A 23,385-nucleotide genomic window follows, 5' to 3' on the forward strand; every position below is an offset into this window, starting at 1 on the left:
CTTATCCGGCACATTACAGCCCGACCACCTTACGCAAAATCTCGATATACACTGGCATCAGCGGATGACGAATCACGCTGACCAGCGCCACCACGCCAACGCCCAGAATCAGCGGTGCCAGAATCAGTAAACGCTGACGCGTCAGCACGTTGCTGAGACGGTCGTGATTCTCCTTTGCGCTACGCCACAGTCGCCAGCACAGCCACGCGCCGAGCCACAACAGCAACGCCGCCGCCAGCAGCAGCCACTTAAAGCTGGCGCTATTTTCATCGGCGGGAATATCAATCGCCGCGCCGGCGAGGATCCCCGGCAGGAAATAGAGCGGCGGCCACAGCAGGCAACCAATGATATTCGGGGGAATAAACCGGGCAATCGGCAGATCGAGCATGCCCGCCACCATGGGAACCACGGGGCGAGTGGGCCCAATAAAGCGGCCAACCAGAATCGTAAACATACTGTGCTGATGCAGCGCGTATTCGGTTTTATCGAGCAGCGCTTTGTTTTTCTTCATAAACGACCAGCGGTGCAGCGGCTTTTTAAAGCGCCAACCCAGCCAGAAGGAGATCCAATCACCCAGCAGGCAGCCCACGATCCCCGCCAGCCACGCCTGCCAGAAGTTCACCTCGCCGCCGCCAATAAGCGCGCCCAGGCCTGCCATCATCACGGTGCCCGGCAAAATCAGCCCCACTAACGCCAGTGATTCCAGAAACGCCACCAGCGCCACCGCAATCAGCGAGTAGGTCGTGGACTGCGTAATAAAGTGTTCCAGCAATGCTTGCATAGTGTGCCCGGTTTGAAAACGAAGCAGGGATTCTCCAGAGCCCCCTCTGCATCGTCAAGCCATCAATTGTCTAAATAGTTTACTGGCAAAGACAAAAGCCGACACAGTGCATTTCCTTTTCTTTACTTTTTATTCACAGCCGGCGCGGAATTCGCTGGGGCTGGCACCGGTACATTTTTTAAAGACCCGGGAGAAATAGAGCTGATCTTCAAAGCCGACATTGCGCCCGACGCTGGCAATCGGCATGCGCGTGGTGCTCAGCAGCAGCTTGGCCTGGCTGATGCGCTGATCTTCACGCCAGCTCAGCACGCTAACGCCCAACTGCTGGCGGAAAAGATGCGACAGCCTTGATGGCGACAGGCAGACGTGCTGGGCCACGCTGGCAATATCAAACTGACTATCGGCAAGATGATCGCTGATGTACTGGCAGGCATCGCGTACGCGGTTATCCATGGGCGGATGCAGCGATTCGTTGATCGCCTCCATGCGCCGCAGCAGCAGTTGCTCAAGCAGGTTGATGGCCAGCAGTTCGGAATAGCGCCCTACGCCCTGTCCGGCGTCGATAATTTTACCGAACAGCTCGGAAATTTCGCTCTGGTGCGCTTCATCCGGGCGATAAAAACCGGTTTGCGCCACGATGGCGGGCCAGTTTAGCCACTCGTGCCAGTAGGCGCGCGGGCGGAAATAGACCCACTGGTGATACCACTCGCTCGCGTCCGGGTGGCGGCCATAGTGGTGAATTTCGCCCGGCGGGAACAGCAGCATGTCACCCTGGCGGCAGACAAACTGCTTGCCCTGGTTTTCAATCACCCCTTCACCGCGCACCGTCAGGTTCAGAATAAACCCCTTCATGCCCAGCGGTCGGTCGATGAAAAAGTCCAGGTAACCACCGGCTTCAATCGGCGTTAACCCCGCCACCAGATGGGCGTTAAAGGAATAACCAGGCAGCAGGGGATCGTTTTGCATTTCAGCCATTTCTGCACGCTCTCACTGATATTTAAAGAAACCAATTATCCATATTCGGCTTTTTATCGGCACGGCCGCCGCGCTCAATGAATAACAGAACCGACGCGGCTGTCAACCCTGTTATTTCAAAGCACTTAGAGAATAAAGCCGCAAGAGAAGCCGGCTCATAACCACAACTGAAGTGTCTATAAAGACGACAGAAAAGTCCACATTGATTATTTGCACGGCGTCACACTTTGTGAGGTCACAGCAAGATCATCCATAAGATTAGCGGTTCCAGCCTGACGTTTTTTTGCGGGGATATCTACTGTTTCACTATCACGTTTTCATTGAGATGGAGTAACACGATGGCAATCGCAATTGGCCTCGATTTTGGCAGTGACTCAGTCCGCGCCCTGGCAGTAGATTGCGCGACGGGGGAAGAAATCGCGACCAGCGTTGAGTGGTATCCGCGCTGGCAGGAAGGGCGTTTCTGCGACGCGCCGAACAACCGTTTTCGCCACCACCCGCGCGACTATATTGAATCCATGGAAGCGGCGCTGAAGGGCGTGCTGGCCGAACTCTCCAGCGCACAGCGCGCGGACGTGGTCGGCATCGGCGTTGACAGCACCGGCTCTACCCCAGCGCCGATTGACGCTGACGGCAACGTGCTGGCGCTGAAAGAGGAGTTTGCCGACAACCCGAACGCCATGTTCGTACTGTGGAAAGATCACACCGCAGTAGAAGAGGCAGAGGCCATCACCCGCCTGTGCCACCAGCCGGGCAAAGAAGATTACTCTCGCTATATTGGCGGTATTTACTCCAGCGAATGGTTCTGGGCCAAGATTCTTCATGTCACTCGCGAAGACCCCGCCGTGGCGCAAGCCGCAGCATCGTGGATTGAGCTGTGCGACTGGGTTCCCGCGCTGCTTTCCGGCACCACCCGCCCGCAGGATATCCGTCGCGGTCGCTGCAGTGCCGGGCATAAATCGCTGTGGCACGAAAGCTGGGGCGGCCTGCCGCCGGCGTCGTTCTTCGACGAACTGGATCCCATTATCAACCAGCATCTGCCCTGCCCGCTGTTTAACGAAACCTGGACTGCCGACGTGCCGGTCGGCACGCTAACCGCCGAATGGGCGGAGCGCCTGGGGCTTTCTACCCAAGTCGCCATTTCCGGCGGCGCATTCGACTGTCATATGGGTGCGGTTGGCGCAGGCGCACAGCCTAATGCGCTGGTGAAAGTCATTGGTACTTCAACCTGCGACATTCTGATTGCTGATAAACAGAGCGTTGGCAGCCGTACGGTGAAAGGTATCTGCGGCCAGGTTGACGGTAGCGTAGTGCCGGACTTTATCGGTATGGAGGCAGGTCAATCCGCATTCGGCGACATCTATGCCTGGTTTGGTCGCGTACTTGGCTGGCCGCTGGAGCAGCTTGCCGCACAGCACCCGGAGCTGAAAGAGCAGATCAAAGCCAGCCAGAAACAGCTGTTACCTGCATTGACCGAAGCCTGGGCCGCTAACCCGTCGCTCGACCATCTACCGGTGGTGCTCGACTGGTTTAATGGTCGCCGCACCCCGAACGCAAATCAGCGCCTGAAAGGGGTCATTACTGATTTAAACCTCGCCACCGACGCTCCGGCACTGTTTGGCGGGCTGATTGCCGCCACCGCCTTTGGCGCGCGCGCCATCATGGAGTGCTTCACCGACCAGGGTATTGCAGTGAACAACGTCATGGCGCTGGGCGGCATCGCGCGTAAAAACCGCGTCATCATGCAGGCCTGCTGCGACGTGCTGAACCGTCCGCTGCAAATTGTCGCCTCCGACCAATGCTGCGCGCTGGGTGCGGCTATCTTCGCCGCGGTAGCCGCCGGGGTTTACGCCGATATCCCGACCGCGCAGGGCAAAATGGCCAGCCGCGTAGAACATACCTTACAGCCACGCCCGGCGCAGGCTGCACGCTTTGAAGAACTCTATCAGCGCTACCAGCAATGGGCCGAAAGCGCTGAACACCATTATCTCCCTGCTGCTTCGTCGGAAAAAACCGCCGCTACCCGCGCAGCCCTGACTCATTAAAGGATACGAACATGACCGTTTTTGATAATTATGAAGTGTGGTTTGTCATTGGTAGCCAGCACCTGTATGGGCCGGAAACGCTGCGTCAGGTGACGCAAAATGCGGAGCACGTGGTCAATGCCTTAAACGCCGAAGGGAAACTGCCGTGCAAGCTGGTGCTGAAGCCGCTGGGTACCCGCCCGGACGAAATCACCGCCATCTGCAGCGACGCGAACTACGACCAGAAATGTGCCGGTCTGGTCGTCTGGCTGCACACCTTCTCTCCGGCGAAGATGTGGATCAACGGCCTCGCCATCCTCAATAAACCGCTGCTGCAATTCCATACCCAGTTCAACGCGGCGCTGCCGTGGGACAGCATCGATATGGACTTTATGAACCTGAACCAGACCGCACACGGCGGCCGCGAGTTCGGTTTCATCGGCGCACGCATGCGTCAGCAGCACAGCGTGGTTACCGGCCACTGGCAGGACAAACATGCGCAAGAGCGCATTGGCTCATGGATGCGCCAGGCGGTCTCTAAGATTGATACTCGTCAGCTGAAAGTGTGCCGCTTTGGCGACAACATGCGTGAAGTGGCGGTCACCGACGGCGATAAAGTCGCGGCGCAGATCAAGTTCGGTTTCTCCGTGAATACCTGGGCGGTGGGCGACCTGGTGCAGGTCGTCAACGCAGTTACCGACGGTGAAATCAGCGCGCTGATTGACGAATACGAAAGCAGCTACCGCTTTACTCCAGCTACCCAGATTCACGGCGACAAGCGCCAGAATGTGCTGGACGCCGCACGCATCGAGCTGGGCATGAAGCGCTTCCTCGAAGAAGGCGGCTTCCACGCCTTCACCACCACCTTTGAAGATTTGCACGGCCTGAAACAGCTCCCGGGCCTCGCCGTGCAGCGCCTGATGCAGCAAGGCTATGGCTTTGCGGGCGAAGGCGACTGGAAAACCGCCGCCCTGCTTCGCATTATGAAAGTGATGTCGACCGGTCTACAGGGCGGCACCTCATTTATGGAAGACTACACCTACCACTTTAACGGCGGTAACGACCTGGTGCTCGGCTCACACATGCTGGAAGTGTGCCCGTCTATCGCGGTGGAAGAGAAACCGCTGCTCGACGTCCAGCACCTCGGCATCGGCGGCAAGGCCGATCCGGCGCGTCTGATCTTCAACACCCAAACCGGCCCGGCGATCGTCGCCAGCATGATCGATCTCGGCGATCGCTATCGCCTGCTGGTTAACACCATTGAAACCGTAAAAACCCCGCACGATCTGCCGAAGCTGCCGGTAGCGAACGCCCTGTGGAAAGCGCATCCAAACCTCGAAACCGCGTCTGAAGCGTGGATCGTTGCGGGCGGTGCGCACCACACCGTGTTCAGCCACGCACTGACGCTGGACGATATGCGCCAGTTCGCCGAGCTGCATGATATCGAAATTGCGGTGATCGACAACGACACCCGCATGCCGGCCTTTAAAGACGCGCTGCGCTGGAACGAAGTGTATTACGGGTCCAAACGTTAAGCCGCTTTCCCCCTCACCCTAACCCTCTCCCAACGGGAGAGGGGACCGATCGAGCGAGAACTCCGCCCTTCCCCCTCACTAACGGGGAGAGGGAACCAATCGGGCACAGACTCCGCCCTTCCCCCTCTCCCTATGGGAGAGGGTCGGGGTGAGGGAAATTCAGACTCGGAGCAAAACATGTTAGAAGAACTCAAACGCCAGGTCCTGAACGCTAATCTGGCCCTGCCAAAACACAATCTGGTCACCCTCACCTGGGGCAACGTCAGTGCCGTCGACCGCGAGCATGGCGTGCTGGTGATTAAGCCGTCCGGCGTTGATTACGGCGTGATGACCGCCGAAGATATGGTGGTGGTCAGCCTGGAAACCGGAGAAGTGGTGGAAGGCAACAAAAAGCCATCCTCCGATACACCGACTCATCGCCTGCTGTATCAGGCGTTTCCAACGCTCGGTGGCATCGTGCACACCCACTCGCGTCACGCCACCATCTGGGCGCAGGCCGGGCAGCCAATTCCGGCGACAGGGACCACCCACGCCGACTATTTTTACGGCCCGGTGCCCTGCACTCGCCTGATGACCGATGAGGAAATCAACGGCGACTACGAATGGGAAACGGGCGCGGTCATTGTCGAAACCTTCCGTGATAACGGCATTGATCCGGCGCAAATGCCCGGCGTACTGGTCCACTCTCATGGCCCGTTCGCGTGGGGGAAAAACGCCGAAGACGCGGTGCATAACGCCATCGTGCTGGAAGAGATCGCCTATATGGGCATCTTCTGCCGCCAGTTGGCGCCGCAGTTACCGGAGATGCAGCAGACGCTGCTGGATAAGCACTATCTGCGCAAGCACGGCGCGAAAGCGTATTACGGGCAGTAGCCTGGACGAGGCGCAGCCTACTCCGGAATCCCCCGGCAACACCTGTATAAAACACCAGCTTCTTTATCTAAACCAGGCTATACTCAAGCCTGGTTTTTTGTTGATGAGAGCACGCGTGACGCAGCCACAAGCCGGTTTTTTACTCACCCGCCACTGGCGGGATACGCCGCAGGGCACTGAACTGGCTTTCTGGCTGGCGACCGACGACGGCCCGTTACAGGTCACCCTGCCACCGCAGGAGTCCGTCGCATTTATCCCGGAATCTCAGCGTACGCAGGTTGAACGCCTGCTGCACGGCGAAAACGGCGTACGGGTAGCCCCGCTGGCCCTCAAAGATTTCCACCGTCAGCCGGTTTTCGGCCTCTACTGTCGCGCCCATCGCCAGCTTATACGGCTGGAAAAAGTGCTGCGCGAAAATGGCATCACCGTCTACGAAGCCGATATCCGCCCACCAGAGCGCTATCTGATGGAGCGCTTTATCACCGCCCCCGTGTGGGTTGAAGGCGAAAAATCGGCAACCGGGCTGCGTAACGCACGCATGAAGCCGCACCCCGAGTACCGCCCGCCGCTGAAATGGGTATCGCTGGATATCGAAACCAGCCGCCACGGCGAACTGTACTGCATCGGGCTGGAAGGCTGCGGGCAACGCACCGTCTACATGCTCGGCAGCCTGCCCGCGCAGCCGCCGCAGGTCGATTTTCATCTCGAATATGTCGCCAGCCGCCCGCTGCTGTTGGAAAAACTCAACGCCTGGTTTGCCGAACATGACCCGGACGTGCTGATTGGCTGGAACGTCGTGCAGTTCGACCTGCGCGTACTGCAAAAAAGCGCCGAACGCTACAAAGTGCCGCTATTGCTCGGGCGCGGCGGCAGCGAACTGGAGTGGCGTGAACACGGCTTTAAGAACGGCGTATTCTTCGCTCAGGCCGCCGGGCGGCTGATTATCGACGGCATCGAGGCGCTGAAATCCGCCTTCTGGAACTTCACCTCGTTTTCGCTGGAGAACGTCGCCCGCGAGCTGCTGGGCGAAGGCAAGGCGATAGATAACCCGTGGGATCGAATGGACGAAATTGACCGCCGTTTCGCCGAAGATAAGCCCGCACTGGCGACCTATAACCTCAAAGACTGCGAACTGGTGACGCGCATCTTCCACCAGACCGAGATCATGCCTTTTTTACTGGAGCGCGCCACGGTCAACGGCCTGGCGGTCGATCGGCACGGCGGTTCGGTCGCGGCTTTCAGCCACCTCTATTTTCCGCGGATGCATCGCCTCGGCTACGTCGCGCCGAATCTCGGCGAAGTGCCGCCGCAGGCCAGTCCCGGCGGTTATGTCATGGACTCCCGCCCCGGCTTGTACGACTCGGTACTGGTCCTCGACTACAAAAGCCTGTACCCGTCGATCATCCGTTCTTTCCTGATCGATCCGGTAGGGCTGATTGAAGGGATGGCTCACCCCGATGCGGCGCACAGTACCGAAGGTTTTCTGGATGCCTGGTTTTCGCGTGACAAACACTGTCTGCCAGGGATCGTCAGCCAGATCTGGCACGCCCGTGATGAAGCCAAACAGCAGAAAAATAAGCCGCTTTCTCAGGCGCTAAAGATCATCATGAACGCCTTCTATGGCGTGCTGGGCACCAGCGCTTGCCGCTTTTTCGATCCGCGCCTGGCGTCATCTATCACCATGCGCGGCCACGCGATCATGCGCCAGACCAGGGCGCTGATTGAGTCTCAGGGCTATGACGTGATTTACGGCGATACTGACTCCACCTTCGTCTGGCTCAAACGCGCACATGGCGAAGAAGAGGCAGCAACCATTGGCCGCGCGCTGGTCGGCTTCGTGAACCAATTGTGGGCCGACGAGCTGCAAAAAAGCGGGCTGACCAGCGCGCTGGAACTGGAGTTTGAAACCCACTTTTGCCGTTTCCTGATGCCGACCATTCGCGGTGCCGATACCGGCAGCAAGAAACGCTATGCCGGGATGATTCAGGACGGCGACAAGCAGCGGATGATGTATAAGGGGCTGGAGACCGTACGCACCGACTGGACACCGCTGGCGCAGCAGTTCCAGCAGGCGCTGTATCTGCGCATCTTCCGCAACGAACCGTACCGGGATTTTATCCTCGAAACCATTGATAAGCTGATGAACGGCGAGCTGGATGAACAGTTAGTCTACCGCAAGCAGCTGCGGCGTCCGCTTGCAGACTATCAGCGCAACGTGCCGCCGCATGTCCGCGCCGCGCGCCTTGCTGATGAACAGAACGTGCGGTTAGGACGTCCGCTGCAGTACCAGCAGCGCGGTAGCATCCGCTACGTCTGGACCACCAACGGCCCGGAGCCACTGGACTACCAGCAGTCGCCGCTCGACTACGACCACTATCTCACCAAACAATTAGCCCCCGTCGCCGAAGGAATTCTCCCCTTTGTTGACGACGATTTTGCTACAATAGTGACGGGGCAACTGGGGTTGTTTTGACAGGTGACTAACGTCCCGCCATCCAGTACCATAGCGCCCTTTCCATTCCTGGACCAAATTCACTCGCCGCCTCCTTTCAGGTGGTGGCTGAATATTGCCTGCAATTTATTAAAGATAGAGCCGAACATATATGCCTTTTACACTTGGTCAACGCTGGATCAGCGATACAGAAAGCGAACTGGGACTTGGTACTGTTGTTGCAATGGATGCACGCACCGTCACCCTGCTCTTTCCGGCAACCGGAGAGAACCGTCTGTACGCCCGTAGTGACTCCCCCGTGACCCGCGTAATGTTCAACCCCGGCGACACGATCACAAGCCATGAAGGCTGGCAGTTGCTCGTTGATGAAGTTAAAGAAGAAAATGGCCTGCTGGCATATATCGGCACCCGCCTGGATACCGAAGAAACCAACGTGATGCTGCGCGAAGTGCTGCTCGACAGCAAACTGGTGTTCAGCAAGCCGCAAGACCGTCTCTTTGCCGGGCAAATTGACCGTATGGACCGATTTGCGCTGCGCTACCGCGCGCGTAAATACCAGAGCGAGCAATACCGCATGCCGTGGAGCGGCCTGCGCGGCCAGCGCACCAGCCTGATCCCCCATCAGCTCAACATCGCCCATGACGTCGGCCGTCGTCATGCGCCGCGCGTACTGCTGGCAGACGAAGTGGGCTTAGGGAAAACCATTGAAGCCGGGATGATCCTGCACCAGCAGTTGCTCTCCGGCGCCGCTCAGCGCGTGCTGATTATTGTTCCGGAAACCCTGCAACATCAGTGGCTGGTTGAAATGCTGCGCCGCTTCAACCTGCGCTTCGCGCTGTTCGACGACGAGCGCTATGCCGAAGCCCAGCACGATGCCTACAACCCGTTTGAAACCGAACAACTGGTGATCTGCTCGCTGGACTTCGTGCGCCGCAACAAGCAGCGCCTGGAGCATCTGTGCGATGCCGAGTGGGATCTGATGGTCGTCGACGAAGCGCACCACCTGGTGTGGAGCGAAGACGCGCCAAGTCGCGAATATCTGGCCATTGAAGAGCTGGCCGAGCGTGTACCGGGGGTCCTGCTGCTGACCGCAACGCCGGAACAACTCGGAATGGAAAGCCACTTTGCCCGTCTGCGCCTGCTGGACCCGAACCGCTTCCACGATTTTGAGCAGTTTGTCGAAGAACAGAAAAACTACCGTCCAGTGGCCGACGCCGTGGCGCTGCTGCTGGCGGGGAATAAGCTCAGCAACGACGAGCTGAACATGCTCGGCGAGCTGATTGGCGAGCAGGATATCGAAGCGCTGCTACAAACCGCCAACAGCGATCGCGAAGGCTCCGAGGCTGCGCGCCAGGAACTGATCAGCATGCTGATGGACCGCCACGGCACCAGCCGCGTGCTGTTCCGTAACACCCGTAACGGCGTGAAAGGCTTCCCGAAACGCGAGCTGCACACCATCAAACTGCCGCTGCCGGCGCAGTACCAGACGGCAATTAAGGTTTCCGGCATTATGGGCGCCCGCAAAAGCGCCGAAGAGCGCGCGCGCGACATGCTCTACCCGGAACAGATTTATCAGGAGTTTGAAGGCGATACCGGCACCTGGTGGAACTTCGACCCGCGCGTTGAGTGGCTGATGGGCTACCTGACCAGCCATCGCTCCCAGAAGGTTTTGGTTATCTGCGCCAAAGCGGCTACCGCGCTCCAGCTGGAGCAAGTGCTGCGCGAGCGTGAAGGCATCCGTGCCGCCGTGTTCCACGAAGGCATGTCGATTATCGAACGCGACCGCGCCGCCGCCTGGTTTGGTGAAGAAGACAGTGGCGCGCAGGTGCTGCTGTGCTCGGAAATCGGCTCCGAAGGCCGTAACTTCCAGTTCGCTAGCAACCTGGTGATGTTCGACCTGCCGTTCAACCCGGACCTGCTGGAGCAGCGTATTGGCCGTCTGGACCGTATCGGCCAGGCGCACGATATTCAGATCCACGTACCTTATTTAGAGAAAACCGCGCAGTCCGTGCTGGTGCGCTGGTACCACGAAGGTCTGGACGCCTTTGAACATACCTGCCCGACCGGTCGTACTATCTATGACAGCGTGCACGACCAGCTGATCACCTATCTGGCCGCGCCAGAAACCACCGAAGGCTTCGACGAGCTGATTAAATCCAGCCGCGAGCAGCACGACGCGCTGAAGGCGCAGCTCGAACAGGGCCGCGACCGTCTGCTGGAGATCCATTCCAACGGCGGCGAAAAAGCGCAGAAGCTGGCGGAAAGCATTGAAGAGCAGGATGACGACACCAACCTGATCGCCTTCGCGATGAACCTGTTCGACATCGTCGGCATTAACCAGGACGACCGCGGTGAGAACCTGATCGTCCTGACGCCGTCCGACCACATGCTGGTGCCGGACTTCCCGGGCCTGCCGGAAGACGGCTGCACGGTCACTTTCGAACGAGACATCGCCCTGTCGCGCGAAGACGCGCAGTTCCTGACCTGGGAACACCCGCTGATTCACAACGGGCTGGATTTGATCCTCTCCGGCGACACCGGCAGCAGTACCCTTTCGCTGCTGAAAAACAAAGCGCTGCCGGTCGGCACGCTGCTGCTGGAGCTGATCTACGTGGTGGAAGCTCAGGCGCCGAAGCAGCTGCAGCTCAACCGCTTCCTGCCGCCTACGCCGGTGCGTATGCTGCTCGACAAAAATGGCACCAACCTCGCCGCGCAGGTCGAGTTTGAAACCTTCAACCGTCAGCTCAGCGCGGTGAATCGCCATACCGGCAGCAAGCTGGTGAACGCGGTGCAGCAGGATGTGCACACAATCCTGCAAAAAGGCGAAGCGCAGATTGAGAAAGCCGCGCAGGCGCTGATTGCCGCCGCGCGTGAAGAGGCGGACGAGAAACTCAGCGCCGAACTGTCGCGTCTGGAAGCCCTGAAGGCGGTGAACCCGAACATCCGCGACGATGAGCTTTCGGCAATTGAAAGCAACCGTCAGCAGGTGATGGAAAGCCTGTCCCAGGCAGGATGGCGTCTGGACGCGCTGCGTCTGATCGTCGTCACTCACCAGTAACCGGAGCCGTTATGGGAATGGAAAACTACCATCCGCCGCAGGACCCGTGGCTGGTTATTCTCTATCAGGATGAGCACATTATGGTGGTCAACAAGCCGAGCGGCTTGTTGTCCGTCCCGGGCCGTCTTGAGGAGCATAAAGACAGCATCATGACCCGCGTGCAGCGCGATTATCCCCAGGCGGAGTCCGTACACCGTCTGGATATGGCGACCAGCGGTGTGATCGTAGTGGCCCTGACCAAAGCTGCGGAACGGGAGCTGAAGCGCCAGTTCCGCGAGCGCGAGCCGAAAAAGCAGTACGTGGCGCGCGTGTGGGGACATCCGCAACCGCAGGAAGGTCTGGTGGATTTACCGCTGATTTGCGACTGGCCGAACCGGCCAAAGCAGAAAGTGTGTTATGAAACCGGCAAGGCGGCGCAAACGGAATATGAAGTGCTGGAGTATGCGGCGGATAACACCGCGCGGGTGAAGCTCAAACCGATTACCGGGCGCTCTCACCAGCTGCGCGTGCACATGCTGGCGCTGGGCCACCCGATTCTCGGCGATCGCTTCTACGCCCACGACGAGGCGCTGGCGATGGCGCCGCGGTTGCAGCTGCACGCCGAGACGTTAACCATTACGCATCCAAAGTTTGGCAATAGCATGACGTTTAAGGCGCCAGTGGATTTTTAGACCGCGCCAGTTTTACCTCTCCCCACAGGGGAGAGGTAACCGTTCGCATGCGCTTCAGGTTTCGCTTTTCTCCCTCGCCCCTTTGGGGACAGGGCCGGGCGCTTACTTAAACCCTTTCTGCTCTTTAATCAGCTCGTACGCCTTCTGAATTTCCTGCGCCTTCTGCTTGGCCATCTCCATCATCTCCGGCGGCAGCCCTTTCGCCACCAGCTTATCCGGGTGATGTTCGCTCATCAGCTTACGATAGGCGCGCTTGATGGTCGTGGTATCGTCGCTCGGCTTCACGCCCAGCACGTTGCAGGCATCCTCCAGCGTCGGCCCGCGCTGCGCCTGCTGCCAGCCGCCACCCTGACCGCCCTGAGAGTGCTGATGATAGCCGCCGCCAAACTGCGCGCCGCCCTGCATCATACGCAGAAACTGGTCAAACTGGTCACGGGAGATACCCAGCTCTTCGGCAATGATGTACAGCACGTCGCGCTCGTTCGGGTGCAGCGATCCGTCGGCAAACGCCGCCTGAATCTGGATTTCAAGAAACATCCGAATCAGATCGAAACGCCCGAAGCACACGCTACGGAATTGACGCATCTTTTCGCGCAGCGGGTAATTATCCGACTTACCGACGCGAAACGCCTGCTGCGCCGCCGTGCGCGACTCACCGTGCAGATTCATGCGGTCCATAAACAGACTCGCAATATGAATATCCGCCTCCGTCACGCGCCCTTTCGATTTGGTCAGGTGCCCCATCACTTCAAACGTGGTCGCAAAAAACAGCGACTGACGCTGCTGTTGGTTAGCAAACCAGTTCACGCGACGGCTGCGCGCCTTATCAAACATGTGGCCCACGAGCAGCCCGAGGACTACGCCCCAGAAGCCGCCGCCCATCATCAGGGCAACCGCCACACCAATCACTTTTCCCCAATACTGCATATACTCCCCAAATCGTCATGCCAGCGGCTAAAATATGCATTATCATACCTGTCATTCAATGCCGTGCATAACACCTCTGGCGAGAACGGGCAGGATAAAACTAGCGTGAGAACGATGAGTACGTTAGTCTCTGACCGTTTGCATGCCGCAATGCTATAGATGACGGAACAACAAATACAACGTATGAAAAAACGTATTCCCACTCTCCTCGCGACCATGATCGCCAGCGCCTTGTACAGCCAGCAGGGAATGGCAGCCGATCTCGCCTCTCAATGTATGCTTGGCGTACCGAGCTACGATCGTCCACTGGTGAGCGGCCCGACAAACGAGCAGCCTGTCACCATTACGGCCGACCACGCTGATGGCAACTACCCGGATAATGCCTCATTTAAAGGCAACGTCGATATTAATCAGGGTAATAGCCGCCTGCAGGCTGATGAAGTTCAGCTGCACCAAAAGCAGGCTGAGGGTATGGCTACGCCGGTGCGCACCGTTGATGCGCTCGGCAACGTCCACTATGACGATAATCAGGTGATTCTGAAAGGGCCAAAAGCCTGGTCAAACCTGAATACCAAAGATACTAACGTCTGGAAAGGCGATTACCAGATGGTTGGCCGTCAGGGCCGCGGTACCGCCGACGTCATGAAACAGCGCGGCGAAAACCGCTATACCATTCTGGAAAACGGTACCTTTACCTCCTGCCTGCCGGGTTCTAACACCTGGAGCGTGGTGGGCAGCGAAGTCATCCACGACCGCGAAGAGCAGGTCGCCGAGATCTGGAATGCCCGCTTCAAAATTGGCCCCGTGCCGGTGTTCTATAGCCCGTACCTGCAATTGCCAGTTGGCGACAAGCGTCGTTCAGGCTTCCTGATCCCCAACGCCAAGTACGGCAGTTCCAACGGCTTCGAGTTCATGCTGCCGTACTACTGGAACATCGCGCCAAACATGGATGCGACGATCACGCCGCACTACATGGATAAGCGCGGCGGCGTCATGTGGGAGAACGAATTCCGCTATCTGACCCAGGCCGGACAAGGCCTTTTCGAGCTGGACTATCTGCCTTCGGACAGCGTCTATTCTAACGACCACCCGAGCGACGATAACAGCCGCCGCTGGCTGTTCTACTGGCGTCACGCCGGGGTGATGGATCAGGTGTGGCGCTTTAATGCCGACTACACCAAAGTCAGCGATCCGGACTACTTCAACGACTTTGACTCGAAGTACGGTTCCAGTACCGACGGCTATGCCACGCAGAAGCTGAGCGTAGGCTATGCGGATCAAAACTTCGACGCCACCGTGTCGACCAAACAGTTCCAGGTCTTTGACCGCCAGAACAGCAACTCCTATTCTGCTGAACCACAGCTGGATGTTAACTTCTACCAGAACGACGTAGGGCCTTTTGACACCCATGTCTATGCCCAGGCGGTGAAGTTCGTTAACAGCAACGGCAGCCTGCCAGAAGCGACGCGTGTTCACCTTGAGCCAACCATCAACCTGCCGCTGGGCAACCGTTGGGGTAGCCTGAACACCGAAGCCAAGCTGCTGGCAACGCACTATAACCAGACCAATATCGACGACTACAACAGCGACAGCAGCCATAATCAGCTGGCAAGCTCCGTCAACCGCACCATGCCGCAGCTGAAAGTCGATGGGAAGATGGTGTTCGAGCGCGATATGGTGCTCAGCCCGGGCTACACTCAAACGCTGGAGCCGCGTGTACAGTATCTGTACGTGCCGTACCGCGATCAGAGCAAGATCAACAACTACGACTCCACGCTGCTGCAGTCCGACTACTCCGGCCTGTTCCGCGATCGTACCTACAGTGGTCTCGACCGCATTGCCTCCGCAAACCAGATCACGACCGGCGTCACATCACGTGTTTATGATGACGCCGCCGTTGAACGTTTTAACGTTTCTGTTGGTCAAATCTACTATTTCACCGAGTCTCGCACCGGTGATGACAACATTAACTGGGAGAAAGACAACAAAACGGGTTCACTGGTATGGGCAGGCGATACCTACTGGCGCATCAGCGACAAATGGGGTCTGCGTGGCGGCATTCAGTACGATACGCGTCTGAACAACATCGCTAACAGCAGTTCGGCGATCGAATACCGCCAGGATGACGAACGTTTGGTGCAGTTGACCTATCGCTACGCCAGCCCGGAATACATTCAGGCAACGCTGCCGACCTACTCCACCGCCGAGCAGTACCGTAACGGTATCTCGCAGGTGGGCGCAACGGCCAGCTGGCCGATTGTCGATCGCTGGTCCGTCGTCGGTGCCTACTACTTTGACACCAACACACACAGTCCCGCCGATCAGATGCTGGGCGTGCAGTACAACTCCTGCTGTTACGCGATTCGCGTCGGCTACGAGCGCAAGCTCAACGGTTGGGATTACAACGGTTCAACCGGCGGGCAGTCGAAATATGACAACTCCATCGGCTTCAACATTGAGCTGCGTGGTCTGAGCTCTAACTACGGTCTGGGTACCCAGCAGATGCTGCGTTCCAACATCATGCCGTACCAGAGTTCGCTGTAAAGTAACTGGTTAGACACATCATCCGCACTGCGGTTAATTGAAATGGAAAAAGTATGAAGAACTGGAAAACGCTGCTTCTCGGTATCGCCTTAGTTGCGAATACCAGCTTCGCTGCCCCACAGGTTGTCGATAAAGTAGCAGCCGTCGTAAATAATGGCGTTGTCCTCGAGAGCGACGTCGATGGCCTGATGCAATCCGTTAAGATGAACGCTGGCCAGGCTGGCCAGCAGCTGCCGGATGATGCGACACTTCGTCACCAGATTCTGGAGCGTCTGATTATGGATCAGATTATCCTGCAGATGGGGCAGAAAATGGGCGTCAAAGTCTCCGATGAGCAGCTCGACGCGGCCATTGCCAACATCGCCAAGCAGAACAATATGACGATGGATCAGATGCGTAGCCGCTTGGCGTACGACGGGATGAACTACAACACCTATCGCAACCAGATCCGTAAAGAGATGCTGATTTCTGAAGTGCGCAACAACGAAGTGCGTCGCCGCATTACCGTTCTGCCGCAGGAAGTGGACGCGCTGGCAAACCAGATTGGTAACCAGAACGACGCCAGCACCGAGCTGAACCTCAGCCACATCCTGGTACCGCTGCCGGAAAACCCAACCTCCGATCAGGTGAACGAAGCACAGAGCCAGGCCGAATCTATCGTTGAGCAGGCGCGTAACGGCGCTGACTTCGGCAAGCTCGCCATCACCTACTCCGCAGACCAACAGGCACTGAAAGGCGGCCAGATGGGCTGGGGTCGTATTCAGGAACTGCCAGCCATCTTCGCTCAGGCACTGAGCACCGCGAAGAAAGGCGATATCGTCGGTCCAATCCGTTCCGGCGTGGGCTTCCACATCCTGAAAATCAACGATATGCGCGGCCAGTCTCAGAGCATCTCTGTGACCGAAACCCACGCTCGCCACATTCTGCTTAAGCCATCTCCGGTGATGACCGACGACCAGGCTCGCGCGAAGCTGGAACAGGTTGCCGCGGATATCCGCAGTGGCAAAACCACCTTTGAGAAAGCGGCTCGTGAGCTGTCTCAGGATCCAGGCTCGGCTAACCAGGGCGGTGATTTAGGTTGGGCCACCCCGGACATCTACGATCCGTCGTTCCGCGATGCGCTGATGAAGCTGAACAAGGGCCAGATTAGCGCCCCGATTCACTCTTCCTTCGGCTGGCACCTGATTCAGCTGCTGGACACCCGCAACGTTGACCGCACCGATGCGGCGCAGAAAGATCGTGCCTATCGTATGCTGATGAACCGTAAGTTCTCTGAAGAAGCGGCTACCTGGATGCAGGAACAGCGCGCCAGCGCTTACGTTAAAATTCTGAGCAACTAATGACTCAACATCGTGTCGTTATCACTCCCGGCGAACCCGCCGGGATTGGTCCGGATCTCGCGATCCAACTGGCCCAGCGCGACTGGCCGCTTGAACTGGTCGTCTGCGCTGATGCCAGCCTGCTCACCGAGCGGGCGAAACTTCTTGGTCTTCCCCTCACGCTTCTCCCCTACGCTCCCGAACAGCCTGCAAAACCGCAACGCGCCGGTACGCTAACGCTGCTGCCCGTTGCGCTGCATGCGCCGGTGGCACCGGGTGAATTAAACGTGGAGAACGGTCGCTACGTCGTCGAGACGCTGGCGCGTGCCTGTGACGGCTGTCTGAACGGCGAATTTGCCGCGCTGGTCACCGGGCCTGTGCACAAAGGCATTATTAACGACGCAGGCATCCCGTTTACCGGGCATACCGAGTTCTTTGAAGAGCGTTCGGGCGCGGCGAAAGTGGTGATGATGCTGGCGACCGAAGAACTGCGCGTCGCGCTGGCGACCACGCACCTGCCGCTAAAAGCGGTCAGCGACGCCATCACGCCGGATCTGCTGCGGGAGGTCATCACCATCCTGCACGATGATTTGCGGAATAAGTTTGGTCTCGCCGAGCCACACGTACTCGTCTGCGGCCTGAACCCCCATGCGGGCGAAGGCGGCCATATGGGTACGGAAGAGATCGATACCATTATTCCGGTACTCGAAGAGATGCGGGCAAAAGGGATGAATCTGAGCGGGCCGCTGCCTGCCGACACCCTTTTTCAGCCGAAGTATCTTGACCATGCCGATGCCGTGCTGGCAATGTACCACGATCAGGGCCTTCCCGTGCTAAAATACCAGGGCTTTGGCCGTGGCGTGAATATTACGCTCGGTTTACCCTTTATTCGCACCTCCGTTGACCACGGCACCGCCCTTGAACTGGCAGGCCTTGGAAAAGCGGACGTCGGCAGTTTTATTACGGCGCTTAATCTCGCCATCAAAATGATTGTTAACTCTAATGAATAATCGAGTCCATCAGGGCCACTTAGCCCGTAAACGCTTCGGGCAAAACTTTCTCAACGATCAGTTCGTGATCGACAGCATTGTTGCGGCCATCAATCCGCAAAAAGGCCAGGCCATGGTTGAAATCGGCCCGGGCCTCGCCGCACTGACCGAACCGGTTGGCGAACGCCTTGACGAACTGACCGTGATCGAGCTTGACCGCGATCTGGCCGCGCGTCTGAAAACACACCCGTTCCTCGGGCCGAAGCTGACGATTTATCAGCAGGATGCCATGACCATGAACTTCGGCGAGCTCTCCCAGACGCTGGGCCAGCCGCTGCGCGTGTTCGGCAACCTGCCGTATAACATCTCCACGCCGCTGATGTTCCACTTGTTTAGCTATACTAACGCCATTGCAGACATGCACTTCATGCTGCAAAAAGAGGTGGTTAACCGTCTGGTTGCCGGGCCGAACAGTAAAGCCTATGGTCGTCTGAGCGTCATGGCGCAGTATTACTGTAACGTGATCCCGGTTCTTGAAGTGCCGCCGAGCGCTTTCACACCGCCACCTAAAGTCGACTCTGCCGTCGTACGTCTCGTGCCGCACAGCACCATGCCGTACCCGGTAAAAGATGTTCGCGTCCTGAGCCGTATTACGACCGAGGCGTTCAACCAGCGTCGTAAGACGGTCCGCAACAGCCTTGGCAACCTGTTCAGTGTTGAGGTGTTGACGGAGCTGGGCATCGACCCGGCGATGCGAGCAGAAAATATCTCTGTTGCGCAGTACTGCAAGATGGCCAACTATCTGGCAGAAAATGCGCCCTCCAAGGAGAGCTAAACCATGATCGATTCGCCACGAGTTTGCGTCCAGGTACAGAGCGTCTACATTGAGACGCACTCCCAACCGGAAGAAGAGCGTTACGTCTTCGCCTACACGGTGACCATCCGCAATCTCGGGCGAAGCGCGGTTCAGCTTCTGGGCCGTTACTGGCTTATCACCAACGGTAACGGCCGCGAAACCGAAGTCCAGGGCGAGGGGGTGGTTGGCGTTCAACCGCACATCGAACCTGGCGAAGAGTATCAGTACACCAGCGGCGCCGTGCTGGAGACCCCGCTCGGCACCATGCAGGGCCACTATGATATGGTCGATGTCGACGGCGTGCCGTTCTCTATCGACATTCCCGTTTTCCGTCTCTTTGTTCCCACGCTGATTCATTAATCATGTCTACATACCTTATTGGCGACGTTCACGGTTGCTACGATGAATTAATCGCCCTTTTACAGCAGGTGGAATTTACGCCGGGCGAAGATACCCTGTGGTTAACGGGCGATCTGGTTGCGCGCGGCCCTGGCTCGCTGGACGTCCTGCGCTACGTGAAATCGCTGGGCGATAACGTCAAAATCGTATTGGGTAACCATGATCTGCACCTGCTGGCGGTGTTTGCGGGTATTAGCCGCAACAAGCCGAAAGACCGGTTGAACCCGCTGCTGGAAGCACCAGATGCAGACGAGTTGCTTAACTGGTTACGTCGTCAACCGCTGATGCAGGTGGATGAAGAGAAAAAGCTGGTGATGGCGCACGCGGGCATTACGCCACAGTGGGATCTCGAAACGGCAAAACAATGCGCCCGCGACGTGGAAGCCGTGCTTTCAAGTGACTCCTATCCCTTCTTCCTTGATGCGATGTACGGTGATATGCCGAACAACTGGTCGCGTGATCTGAGCGGCCTCGCGCGCCTGCGTTTCATTACCAACGCCTTCACCCGTATGCGTTATTGCTTCCCGAACGGCCAGCTGGATATGTACAGCAAAGAGTCCCCAGAGAACGTGGCCGCGCCGCTCAAACCCTGGTTTATGCTGCCGGGGCCGGTGACCGAGGAGTACAGCGTAGCGTTTGGGCACTGGGCTTCACTGGAAGGTAAAGGCACGCCGGAGAATATTTACGCGCTGGATACCGGTTGCTGCTGGGGCGGCGATCTGACCTGCCTGCGCTGGGAAGATAAAACGTATTTTGTGCAACCGTCGAACCGTCGGCTGGCGCCGGGCGAGAGCGAGGCGGTAGCTTCGTAGCACCATGCATCCACGACAGCACGTCGTCTGATGGAATAAGCAAAAAAATGCCGGGTCGAAACCCGGCATTTTTATTTAAGCGCAGCCTTAACGGCGCTCAAGCACTTCAAAACAGTAGCTGTGGGAATTCTGCTCGTCCGCATCGTGGAACTCGCTGAACACTGACTCCCACTGGTCCGGATCGTAGTCCGGGAAATGGGTATCGCCTTCCACTTCGGCGTCGATATGCGTCAAATACAGCTTCTGCGCTTTCGGCAGGAACTGCTCATACACGCGCCCACCGCCGATGACCATAATTTCTTCCGCGTCGCCGCAGGCGGCAACGGCTTCATCGACCGATTTAACCCACAGCACGCGGTCATCAGTGCCCGGCTGGCTGCTGATAACAATGTTCTTACGTCCCGGCAGCGGGCGACCGATGGATTCCCAGGTCAGACGACCCATCACCACAGGTTTGTTTAAGGTGTTGCGTTTAAACCAGGCCAGATCGGCCGGCAGGTCCCACGGCATGGCGTTTTCCATACCGATGACGCGATCGACCGCTAGCGCAGCAATCAGACTGATCATTGAGTGTATCCCAGATGCGAAAAAAATTGTCGCCACTATACGGAAAGCATAATCTTTCGTCGACTGGCAGCCAGGTAAAGAATAAGAAAATTTTCAGATTTGCTGGCAAGTCCACGAAGGGAAAGTGGACAGCCAGCATTACACATCACTAGAGCGTCGGTTTGACTTCCGGCTCATCTTCAGGGTTACCGCTGTGTTTTCCCTCTTCCGTCCCCTGCCAGCCGTGACGCTGAATCACCGACAGATGGTTACGGTCTTCGTTGATAATTTCGGTCAACATAGCGCTGGTACGTTTAAATGCCGCCGCCCGCGAGGTCGCGTCGTTCTCGGCCATCTCCACCATCTCTTCCATCAACTGAACGTTAAAACGACGGAACAAATCGGCGCGCTCTCGCGCTTCGTACGCGCCCAGCCCGAGTGACTCCAGCGCCTGACGCCCGGACTTCAGCGCCGCCTCGAAGGTTTCACGCTCTGGCGCGCTAACGCCCGCCTGACGTAGCTTGATATAGTGCTCGACGTCGCGGGCACGGGCGATGATCGTCAGATTCGGGAAGTGCTCTTTCGCCAGTTCGGTCAGTTCCAGGCTGGCCTGAGGATCGTCAATGGCGTTAATCAAGACTTCCGCTTTATCCGCCCCAGCGGACTCCAGCAGGTCGGCTCGGGTGGCATCGCCGTAAAACACCTTCATGTCGAATTTACGCAGCGTGTCGACATGGTCCGGGTCGTGATCGAGGACCACCATTTTAACCCCGCTGGAGAGCAGCAAACGACCGGCAATCTGACCAAAACGACCAAACCCAGCGATGATAACCCGCGGCTGCTCTTCGTCAATTTCATCCGCTTCACGCGCATCGCCTGCACTGGCGCGTTTTTCCAGCCGCGTCAACAACACCAGAAGAACCGGCGTAGCCGCCATCGACAGCGCAACCGCCAACGTCAATGCCTTCGCCCATTCAGCATCCAGCACATTCGCCATCTGGGCGGCACCGAAGACCACGAAGGCAAATTCACTGCCCTGCCCCAGCAACGCCGCAAACCACAGACGCTGCGAACGCGGCACCTGCAGCGGTTTGGCAATCAGCCACAGCAGCACGGATTTGATCACCAGAAAACCAACCAGCAGCGTAATGATACGCAGCGGATGGTGGATGAGCGTACCGAAGTCAATCGACATTCCCACGCCAATAAAGAACAGCCCCAGCAGCAAGCCTTTAAACGGTTCGATATCGCTTTCCAGCGCATGGCGGTACTCGGAGCTGGCGAGCAGCACCCCGGCGAGGAACGCCCCCATCGCCATCGACAGCCCCACTTCTTCCAGCAGTAAACCGAAGCCAAAGACGAGGAACAAGGCCACGGCGCTGAACACTTCACGCAGGCCGGAGCGCGCCACAAAGCGCAGCAGCGGGCGCGTCACGTAGCGCCCAAGCACCACCACCAGCACCAGCGCGCCAGCAACCTTCAACGCCGAAAAGGCAAACGCGCCAAGGGTGGTCGACTCGCCGCTGCTTGCCAGCAGCGGGATCATCGCCACCAGCGGAATCGCGGCGATATCCTGGAACAGCAGCACCGCGAAAGCACTACGCCCAACCTGCGTCACCGTCAGGTTACGTTCGTTCATCGCCTGCATGGCAATGGCGGTAGACGACAGCGCCAACGTCATGCCGATCAGCTCAGCTACCTGCCAGCGCAGACCAAGGAAGATGCAGAACACACCGATAAGCGCCCCGCACAACACCATTTGCAGCAGGCCGCCACCAAACACCGAGGCGCGCAGTTTCCACAGCCGCTGCGGATCCAGCTCCAGGCCGATGACAAACAGCATCAGCACCACGCCAATTTCGGCAAAGTGCAAAATAGCTTCCGCATCGGTCACCAGCCTCAGTCCCCATGGGCCGATAATGCAGCCCGCAATCAGGTAACCCAGCACCGAGCCGAGCCCCAGACGTACGGCGATGGGCACAATCAGCGCCGCCGAACCGAGATAAATCAACGCCTGTATGAGCGTATGGCTATCCATGATTGTGCTCCTCCTGCCAGGCCAACAGCCGTTGTTTATAGTGGCGCGCCTGCACCTGTAGCGTCTCTTCGTCGCAGATAAACGTGCAGTGTACGGCAAACGGCGGCAGCCATTTCATGCCGCAGTAGACGGCAGTGGCTTCCAGCGGTTGGCCCAAAACCTCAAACCCCGGGTGCGAACCAATATCAAAATGGCTTTCGCCCCCTCCGGTGGTGACCGCCCACATCACGCTTTTGCCGTGCAGCGCCGTGCCGCCGTGGCCATAGGCCCAACCGTGCGCCAGCACTTTATCCAGCCACAGCTTAAGCAGCGGTGGCGTGCTGTACCACTGCATCGGATGTTGCAAAATGATCAGATCGGCACGAGACAGCGCCTCCTGTTCGGCGGCAACGTCAATATTAAAATCCGGATAGAGGTGATAGAGAGAACGGATTTCCACCCCGTCGAGCGTCCTTACCTGCTCAAGCATCCGTTTATTCGCATGCGAGTGATGCGGATAAGGATGCGCATAAACAATCAGAATCATGATTAGCCTGTCTTACTTCATTATTGTATTGCTGAGTTTAGACAGTTAATGATGACACTT

The 23,385-nt window shown here is 57.9% G+C and carries 18 protein-coding genes; 12 read left to right on the forward strand and 6 right to left on the reverse strand.

Annotated elements, in window-relative coordinates; translation table 11 throughout:
* Window positions 1-13: 13 nt before the first annotated feature.
* Both K7B04_RS01135 and araC read right to left on the reverse strand, forming a co-directional pair.
* A complete protein-coding gene (locus tag K7B04_RS01135; RefSeq protein ID WP_163448248.1) occupies window positions 14-781 on the reverse strand; it encodes a DedA family protein in 768 nt (255 codons plus the stop codon).
* Between the two features lie 129 nt (window positions 782-910).
* Window positions 911-1,756 (reverse strand): arabinose operon transcriptional regulator AraC, encoded by an 846-nt coding sequence (gene araC, locus K7B04_RS01140; protein ID WP_163448247.1) that lies wholly within the window; start codon window positions 1,754-1,756, stop codon window positions 911-913.
* A gap of 338 nt (window positions 1,757-2,094) precedes the next feature.
* Between araC and araB the strand changes: the two genes are divergently transcribed.
* The 6 genes from araB to rluA all read left to right on the forward strand — a co-directional run bounded on the left by araB (window position 2,095) and on the right by rluA (window position 12,369).
* Window positions 2,095-3,801, forward strand: a complete 1,707-nt coding sequence (araB, locus tag K7B04_RS01145) for a ribulokinase (RefSeq protein ID WP_223803319.1) — start codon at window positions 2,095-2,097, stop codon at window positions 3,799-3,801.
* A gap of 11 nt (window positions 3,802-3,812) precedes the next feature.
* On the forward strand, window positions 3,813-5,315 hold the full coding sequence (araA, locus tag K7B04_RS01150; protein ID WP_223803320.1) for an L-arabinose isomerase: 1,503 nt from the start codon (window positions 3,813-3,815) through the stop codon (window positions 5,313-5,315).
* A gap of 177 nt (window positions 5,316-5,492) precedes the next feature.
* On the forward strand, window positions 5,493-6,188 hold the full coding sequence (gene araD, locus K7B04_RS01155; protein WP_223803321.1) for an L-ribulose-5-phosphate 4-epimerase: 696 nt from the start codon (window positions 5,493-5,495) through the stop codon (window positions 6,186-6,188).
* A gap of 103 nt (window positions 6,189-6,291) precedes the next feature.
* Window positions 6,292-8,661, forward strand: coding sequence for a DNA polymerase II (polB, locus tag K7B04_RS01160; protein ID WP_223804106.1), 2,370 nt, complete (start codon window positions 6,292-6,294; stop codon window positions 8,659-8,661).
* Between the two features lie 130 nt (window positions 8,662-8,791).
* Window positions 8,792-11,698: an RNA polymerase-associated protein RapA gene (gene rapA / locus K7B04_RS01165; protein WP_163448243.1), complete on the forward strand. Its 2,907-nt coding sequence runs from the start codon at window positions 8,792-8,794 to the stop codon at window positions 11,696-11,698.
* 11 nt (window positions 11,699-11,709) lie between these two features.
* Window positions 11,710-12,369, forward strand: coding sequence for a bifunctional tRNA pseudouridine(32) synthase/23S rRNA pseudouridine(746) synthase RluA (gene rluA / locus K7B04_RS01170; protein WP_163448242.1), 660 nt, complete (start codon window positions 11,710-11,712; stop codon window positions 12,367-12,369).
* Window positions 12,370-12,471: 102 nt separating this feature from the next.
* Here rluA and djlA read toward each other — a convergent pair whose 3' ends face one another.
* Window positions 12,472-13,296 (reverse strand): co-chaperone DjlA, encoded by an 825-nt coding sequence (gene djlA / locus K7B04_RS01175; RefSeq protein WP_223803322.1) that lies wholly within the window; start codon window positions 13,294-13,296, stop codon window positions 12,472-12,474.
* Between the two features lie 183 nt (window positions 13,297-13,479).
* Here djlA and lptD point away from each other — a divergent pair, with 183 nt between their 5' ends.
* From lptD to apaH, 6 genes are read left to right on the forward strand one after another with little or no spacing between them, the layout of a single operon-like run.
* Window positions 13,480-15,840, forward strand: coding sequence for an LPS assembly protein LptD (gene lptD, locus K7B04_RS01180; RefSeq protein WP_223803323.1), 2,361 nt, complete (start codon window positions 13,480-13,482; stop codon window positions 15,838-15,840).
* Between the two features lie 53 nt (window positions 15,841-15,893).
* On the forward strand, window positions 15,894-17,180 hold the full coding sequence (gene surA / locus K7B04_RS01185; protein ID WP_163448239.1) for a peptidylprolyl isomerase SurA: 1,287 nt from the start codon (window positions 15,894-15,896) through the stop codon (window positions 17,178-17,180).
* Window positions 17,180-18,169: a 4-hydroxythreonine-4-phosphate dehydrogenase PdxA gene (gene pdxA, locus K7B04_RS01190; protein ID WP_223803324.1), complete on the forward strand. Its 990-nt coding sequence runs from the start codon at window positions 17,180-17,182 to the stop codon at window positions 18,167-18,169. The genes surA and pdxA overlap by 1 nt, the downstream gene beginning before the upstream one ends.
* Complete coding sequence (gene rsmA / locus K7B04_RS01195; protein ID WP_064547358.1) at window positions 18,162-18,983, forward strand: 16S rRNA (adenine(1518)-N(6)/adenine(1519)-N(6))-dimethyltransferase RsmA; 822 nt, start codon at window positions 18,162-18,164, stop codon at window positions 18,981-18,983. Before pdxA ends, rsmA begins: the two co-directional genes overlap by 8 nt.
* Before the next feature lie 3 nt (window positions 18,984-18,986).
* Window positions 18,987-19,364, forward strand: a complete 378-nt coding sequence (gene apaG / locus K7B04_RS01200) for a Co2+/Mg2+ efflux protein ApaG (RefSeq protein ID WP_163448237.1) — start codon at window positions 18,987-18,989, stop codon at window positions 19,362-19,364.
* Window positions 19,365-19,366: 2 nt separating this feature from the next.
* A complete protein-coding gene (gene apaH, locus K7B04_RS01205; protein WP_163448236.1) occupies window positions 19,367-20,215 on the forward strand; it encodes a bis(5'-nucleosyl)-tetraphosphatase (symmetrical) ApaH in 849 nt (282 codons plus the stop codon).
* 87 nt (window positions 20,216-20,302) lie between these two features.
* Here the strand turns inward: apaH and folA are convergent, their stop codons facing one another.
* The 3 genes from folA to kefF all read right to left on the reverse strand — a co-directional run bounded on the left by folA (window position 20,303) and on the right by kefF (window position 23,325).
* Window positions 20,303-20,782, reverse strand: a complete 480-nt coding sequence (gene folA, locus K7B04_RS01210) for a type 3 dihydrofolate reductase (RefSeq protein WP_223803325.1) — start codon at window positions 20,780-20,782, stop codon at window positions 20,303-20,305.
* 148 nt (window positions 20,783-20,930) lie between these two features.
* The gene (gene kefC, locus K7B04_RS01215; protein ID WP_167576833.1) at window positions 20,931-22,799 is read right to left on the reverse strand and encodes a glutathione-regulated potassium-efflux system protein KefC; all 1,869 of its coding nucleotides are present in this window, start codon (window positions 22,797-22,799) and stop codon (window positions 20,931-20,933) included.
* Entirely contained in the window at window positions 22,792-23,325 is a 534-nt protein-coding gene (kefF, locus tag K7B04_RS01220; RefSeq protein WP_163448234.1) for a glutathione-regulated potassium-efflux system oxidoreductase KefF, read from the reverse strand. Before kefF ends, kefC begins: the two co-directional genes overlap by 8 nt.
* Between the last annotated feature and the right edge of the window lie 60 nt (window positions 23,326-23,385).

It is taken from the genome of Kluyvera sp. CRP (assembly GCF_019930565.1).
In the GTDB taxonomy this organism is placed as follows: Bacteria; Pseudomonadota; Gammaproteobacteria; order Enterobacterales; family Enterobacteriaceae; genus Kluyvera; species Kluyvera georgiana_A.